This window comes from Roseomonas sp. TAS13 (assembly GCF_001950415.1).
Classification (GTDB): Bacteria; Pseudomonadota; Alphaproteobacteria; order Acetobacterales; family Acetobacteraceae; genus Roseomonas; species Roseomonas mucosa.
The window spans coordinates 1-6,102 of sequence record NZ_BDLP01000268.1; the positions used below are offsets into that span (position 1 = coordinate 1).

The following is a 6,102-nucleotide window of genomic DNA, read 5'->3' on the forward strand; positions in this document are numbered from 1 at the left end:
GTGCGTAGATGTGATCAAGAGACAGGCCCCGGCCGGACCGCGAGGGCGCCGGCAAGGCACTGTCCGCCGCGCTGCCCGCCTGGGCGCACCACCCCGCCAGGCCCGAGGCCTCGGAGGACCCGGTGGCACCCTCGCGCCTCGCGGGCGAGGAAACCGTGCCCCCCGCCGCCGCGCCGCATGGGCAGAAGGACCCCTCCGGCCGCCGCTTCCGGCGCGGCACGCTGATCCATGCCCTGCTGCAACACCTGCCGGAACATCCCGAGGCAGCGCGCGAGGCCGTGGCGCAGCGCCACCTCGCACGGCCCGGGCACGGCCTGTCCCCGGAGGAACAGGAGGCGACCCGCGCCGAGGTGATGCGGGTCCTGCACCACCCCGCCCTGGCGGAGGCCTTCGGCCCCGGCAGCCTGTCGGAAGCGCCGCTCGCCGGCCGCATCGGCGGCGTGACGGTGGCGGGGCAGGTGGACCGGCTCTGGATCGGAGGCGACCGGATCGTGGTGGCGGACTACAAGACCAACCGCCCCCCGCCGGAACGGGCCGAGGACGTCTCGCCCGCCTATCTGCGGCAGATGGCGGCCTACCGCGCCGTGCTGCGCGCGGCCTGGCCGGGGCGGCGGATCGAATGCTTGCTGGTCTGGACCTGGTCCGGCGTGGTGATGCCGCTGCCGGAATCCCTGCTGGACCGCAACCTTCCCCAGGCCCTGAACCCGTCCCCTAGCCCGGCCCCCGCCGCGGAACCGGCATGAAAGCCACCGCCCCTGCCGGCTTCCGTCCCGGAGCGGCCTCGTTCAGCCCGCCGGCCGCGCCGCCCCATGGTATGCGTCCCGGCCCTCGCCCTGCGCCGATGCGCGGGGATGCCCATCCGGGACCTCGTCCCCTTCCAGGTCGTGCAGGTCCCAGAGGTCGGGCTCGCAGCCGATCTGCTCGACGATCCACCGGCGCGCCTCCTCTGGATCCGAGAAGAACTCCAGCCCGTTCACATCGACCGCCGGCTCACGCTGCGGGTACACGCCAGCACAGGCAGCCTTGAACAGCCGTGGCGACATCCGCTCGATGCTTCCGATGGTCAGCATGGCTTTTCCTGGCCCGACTCGCATGTTGCCTGCACGCAACACTGATTGAGGCCTATATATCACATAATCGGCGCAACCAAGGGTAGAGCCATCAGCGTTCCTCATGCGTAAAATTTATGGGATTTCTTGAAGGAGGCGGGACTTGGAGTCAGTGGACTGCGTGGTGGCCGGCGCCGGGGTGGTGGGCCTCGCCGTCGCCCGGAGCCTGGCCCTGGCCGGGCGGGAGGTCCTGCTGCTGGAAGCCGCCGAGGCGATCGGCACGGGCACGTCCTCCCGCAACAGCGAGGTCATCCATGCCGGCATCTACTATCCCGCCGGCAGCCTGATGGCGCGCCACTGCGTGGCCGGGCGACGGATGCTCTACGCCTTCTGCGCGGAACGCGGCGTGCCCCATGCCCGCTGCGGCAAGCTGATCGCTGCCACCTCGGAGGAGGAGGCGGGCAGGCTCGCCTCGATCCAGGCCCGCGCCGCCGCCAACGGGGTGGAGGACATGCGCGTCCTGTCCCGCGACGAGGCCGTGGCGCTGGAGCCCGCCCTGTCCTGCCACGGCGCCCTGCTCTCGCCCTCCACGGGCATCCTCGACAGCCACGCCTACATGCTGGCCCTGCAGGGCGACGCGGAGAATGCCGGGGCCGTGCTGGCCTTCCACAGCCCCGTGCTGTCCGGCCGGGTGGTACCCGAGGGCATCGTGCTGGAGACCGGCGGCGCCGAGCCGATGACCCTGCTCTGCCGCAGCCTGGTCAATGCCGCGGGCCTCGGCGCCCCGGCGCTCGGCCGCGCCATCGCGGGCCTGCCGCCGGAGACCGTGCCCCGGGAATACTACGCCAAGGGCAACTACTTCACCCTCGCCGGCCGCTCGCCCTTCTCGCGCCTCATCTACCCCGTGCCCGTGCCGGGCGGGCTGGGCACCCACCTGACCATCGACCTCGGCGGCCAGGCGCGCTTCGGCCCGGATGTCGAATGGGTGGACCATATCGACTACGAGGTGGACCCCCGCCGCGGCGACAGCTTCTACGAGGCCATCCGCCGCTACTGGCCCGCCCTGCCCGACGGCGCCCTCCAGCCCGGCTATTCCGGCATCCGCCCCAAGATCGTGCCCCGGGGCGCTCCGGCCCAGGACTTCGTGATCCAGGGCCCCGCCCTGCATGGCGTCCCCGGCCTGGTGAACCTCTACGGCATCGAAAGCCCCGGCCTCACCGCCTCCCTCTCCCTCGCCGGGGCCGTTCGCGACATACTGGCCGCCTGATCCCCCGGCCGGTCCGCGCATCCCGTCTGGCGTTGCGCCGCCCCGGGGGACAAGGCTCCGCCTTTTTCCCCGGACCCCCTTGTCCGCCAGGAACCTGAGGTTCCTGGACCTCCCGTTCGTTGGCGCTCACTGATGCCGGATCGCGCCGGAGAGCCACGCTCTCCGGCGGACTGACGGTGCCACCAGCGCAGACACGTTGTTTTTCTTCTTTTCGGGAGTCCCGCGTCTCCACCTGCTCCCACGGATCGGGCTGCAGGGCAACGGCCACCGCAGGCGCCAACGCAAGCCCGGGGCCCGGGGACCGGCTTCGGTCCCCGGCGGAGAGGGGGTCCGGCGGGAGAGGCGGCGCCTCTCCCCTGGCGGGCCACCACGGAGTGCAACTCCCCAAGCCAGCGGGCGCGGGAGCTTCCCCTCACGGAAAAGACGGAGCCGCGGGGGTTTTGCCCGCCTCGCGGCTGCGCCAGAAAGCAGGCGATGCGCATCGCCGACATCTCCCGCCTCCATTCCCCCTGGCGCGCGACAGAACGGAACCCGGGTGCCGACCTGTCGCGCCTGCCGATGGGCTTCGACATCCGCGCCATCCGTGTGGCCGAGGGCGTGCGCGCTGCCCTGGCCTGTGCCGTGGTGATCCTGCTCAGCGAGTGGCTGGGAAAGCCTGCGCTGATCTACATGGCGATGGCCGCCTTCTTCACCTGTCTCTGCGACATCGGCGGCCCGATCCGCACCCGCGTCCCGGCCCTGCTCTCCTTCACCGTCGCCGGGGCGCTGATCTGGAGCGGCTTCGGCCTGCTGCGGAACCTGGACCTGCCGCTGCTCATCCCGCTGGCCTGCCTCGGCGTGCTCTGCACCAGCTTCGTGCGCGTCTGGGGCGCGGCGGCGACGGCGGTGGGCAACCTGCTCTCGGTGGTGCTGATCCTGTCCCTGGACCAGCCGCTCGACCTCGCCACGGCGGGCGAGATCGCCGGGCTGTTCCTGCTTGGCGGCCTTTGGGCGACGCTGCTGACCATGGTGGTCTGGCGGCTGCACCCCTACCGCCCCGCCCGGGCGGCGGTGTCGCAGGTCTGGCACCGGCTGGCGGAGCTGACCGAGGACCTGCGCCACCTGACCGGCCGCCCGGACGCCAGCGGCGAGGACTGGGAGGCCCATGCCCGCGCCCATCGCCGCGCGGTGCGGGAGGAGATCGAGTTCGCCCGTGGCATCGTCATGGACCTAGTGGGCATGCGCGGCCGGCTGTCGCTGCGCGGCGCCCAGGCCCTGCTGCGGCTGGAGGCCGGCGAGCAGCTCTTCGGGGCGCTGATCGCCTTGTCGGAGCTGATCGAGACCGCCCGCGACCCGGAGCGCAGGGCGGCGGCGGGCGTGCTGCTGCGGGTGCTGCGGCCGATCCTCGTGGTGCTGTCCCGGGCGATCCTCGACGACACCGCCCTGCCGCCCGGGCGGATCGAGCGCGCCCTCGCCACGGCCCTGCGCGCCACCGAGGCGGACCCGGCCCTGCACCGCATCGCCACCAGCATCGCCGAGCGCCTGCGCGTGGCCGCCAAGCTGAGCACGCCCGGCGGCTACCAGCCCGGCGGCGCTTCCGGCACGACGCCCGCCCTGCCCTGGCGCGACCAGATGCTGCTGCCGGTGCGGGCTAACCTGACCTGGAACTCGGCGGTGCTGCGCCATTCGCTGCGCACGGCGGTCATCGCCGTCCCGGCGCTGGCGGTGACGCTGCCCTTCTCCGGCAACGAATTCGCCCACTGGCTGCCCATCACCGTGGTGGTGACGCTGCAGCCCTTCTACGCCACCACCTGGCAGAGGGCGCTGGAACGGGCGGGCGGGACGGTTCTCGGCGGGCTGCTGGGCGCCGCCCTGGCCTCCGGGGTGCATGACGGGCTGACCCATGCCGCCCTGCTCTTCCCGCTCTGCGTCCTCGCCTTCGCCGGCCGGCAGGTCAGCTTCTCCGCCTGGATGGCGGGGGTCACCACCATCGTCGTGGTGCTGACGGAACTGCTCCACCCCACCCATTCCTCCTGGGAGGTGGCGGGCCTGCGCGCCCTCTTCACCCTGGCGGGCGGCCTCATGGCCGTGACCGGCTGGCTGCTGCTCTGGCCGAGCTGGGAGCCCGACCGCATGCGGCGGGAGGTCCGGGCCGCCCTCGCCGCCCATGCCGACTATGCCCGTGCCGTGCTGGCCGGTGCCCAGCCGGACTCCCGCATCGAGGCCAGCCGCCGCGCCGCCGGCGTTTCCACCAACAACCTGGAATCCTCGCTTTCCCGCGCCATGCAGGAACCGGGGCAGGACCGGGCACGCATCGAGGCCGGGCTGGTGGTGGACGCCACCCTGCGCCGCATCGCCGGCCGGCTGGCCGCCCTGCGCCACGACCCCGGCCTGCGCGACGCGCTGGACGACGCAAGCTGGCAGGCCTGGGCGGAATGGCTCCACGCCTCCCTGGCCGCCCTGGCCGAAGCCCGCCTTGGCCCGCTGCCCCGCCCCGCCGCGATCGCGGAAGGCCCCGCCCTGGAACCCCTGGCCCGCATCGTGCGCCAGGTGGAACTGCTGCAAGGCCCGATCGGACGCCTGCAACAGGCCCCGGAAACGGAAACAAGGATCGGGCGGGGAGCCCCGGCTCAGCCGTAGAGGCGCACCGCCCGTTCCGCCTGCCCGTCGATGAAACCCGCCGTGCGGTCCAGGGCGGAAGGGTCGAACAGCCCGCCCAGCCGCGAAGGGTTCAGCGCCATGGCCTCCCGCAGCAGCCCGGGCCAGGCGCCGTCCTCCGGCCAGCCCTCCCGCACCACCGCCGCACCGATCTCGGCGAGCCGCCGCGCCTTCACAAGCTGCTCGTCGAAGGGCCGGGGCTCCGGCAGGCAAAGGAAGCGCCGGCCCAGCGCCGCGACCTCCGCCAGCACCCCGTCGCCACCGCCGCCCACCACCAGCGAGGCCCGGGCCATCAGCGCGGCGGGCTGGTCGGACCAGCCCAGGATCTCCAGGTTTGGCGGCAGCGCCTCTCCCGCCTCGCCGGAAACCGGCCCCAGCACCCGCCAGCGCCGTTCCGGCACGGCCCGCGCGGCCGCGGCCAGGGCCCCGCGGCAGCCGCCCGCCCCGCCGCGCCCGAAGATCACCAGCACCGAGCCGTCCTCCGGCTCCGAACCGATTTCGGGCGGGGGAGCGAGGAAGCCGGCATGGAAGCTCTTCTCCCGCACCCAGCCTGGCGTGTCCGCCCCCTCCAGCGCGGCGGGAAACGGGGCGATCAGCGCCTCGCTGGCCTCGAAGCCGATGCGGTGCGGCAGGTCGTCGCGATGCCCGGCGAGGCGAAAGGACAGCACCGGCGTGGCGCAGAGCCGGGCGAGCAGCACCGTTTCCACGGATACGTCCACCACCATCAGCGCCGGCCGTCGCGCGGCGATCCAGCCGGCGATGGCGGCGGAACGCGCGCGCAGCCCGGCATGGCCGCGCGGGGCGTAGTGCAGCGCTGCGACGCCCCCCGGATCAAAAGCCGTGCCGGGCTCCGGCGCATCGTCGGGCAGCGCCAGGACCGGACAGGGCGCGCTGGCCGCCCGCTCCGGCGGCAGCGTGCCGATCAGGGTGCAGGGGTGACGCAGCCGGCGCGCGAGGGCGGTGGCGCGCTGCCAATGCCCCACCCCCTGGTGATGCACGTAATAGCCGATGGGCCTCAAACCGCCTCCGCCGTCCCGGAAAGCGCCCGGCTCATGGCCTCCAGCGCCCCGGTGGCGGCCTGGATCTCCGCCTCCTCGGCCGGCAAGGGCCTGTCTCTTGATCACAAGTCTCGACGTCAGCATAGAGATG

The 6,102-nt window shown here is 73.4% G+C and carries 5 protein-coding genes; 3 read left to right on the forward strand and 2 right to left on the reverse strand.

Annotated features, from left to right (window positions below; all coding sequences use genetic code 11):
• Nucleotides 1-122 precede the first annotated feature (122 nt).
• Nucleotides 123-743, forward strand: coding sequence for a PD-(D/E)XK nuclease family protein (locus tag ROTAS13_RS17625; protein WP_253187703.1), 621 nt, complete (start codon nt 123-125; stop codon nt 741-743).
• 42 nt (nt 744-785) lie between these two features.
• Here the strand turns inward: ROTAS13_RS17625 and ROTAS13_RS17630 are convergent, their stop codons facing one another.
• Complete coding sequence (locus ROTAS13_RS17630) at nt 786-1,070, reverse strand: hypothetical protein (protein ID WP_075822987.1); 285 nt, start codon at nt 1,068-1,070, stop codon at nt 786-788.
• Between the two features lie 142 nt (nt 1,071-1,212).
• On the opposite strand from ROTAS13_RS17630, the gene ROTAS13_RS17635 reads away from it, so the two are divergent.
• Both ROTAS13_RS17635 and ROTAS13_RS17640 read left to right on the forward strand, forming a co-directional pair.
• Entirely contained in the window at nt 1,213-2,316 is a 1,104-nt protein-coding gene (locus tag ROTAS13_RS17635) for an NAD(P)/FAD-dependent oxidoreductase (RefSeq protein WP_019461681.1), read from the forward strand.
• 474 nt (nt 2,317-2,790) lie between these two features.
• Nucleotides 2,791-4,935: an FUSC family protein gene (locus tag ROTAS13_RS17640; RefSeq protein ID WP_075822988.1), complete on the forward strand. Its 2,145-nt coding sequence runs from the start codon at nt 2,791-2,793 to the stop codon at nt 4,933-4,935.
• Here the strand turns inward: ROTAS13_RS17640 and ROTAS13_RS17645 are convergent.
• Nucleotides 4,926-5,972, reverse strand: coding sequence for a glycosyltransferase (locus ROTAS13_RS17645; protein WP_058389129.1), 1,047 nt, complete (start codon nt 5,970-5,972; stop codon nt 4,926-4,928). The two genes, ROTAS13_RS17640 and ROTAS13_RS17645, sit on opposite strands and share 10 nt — an antisense overlap.
• Nucleotides 5,973-6,102 lie beyond the last annotated feature (130 nt).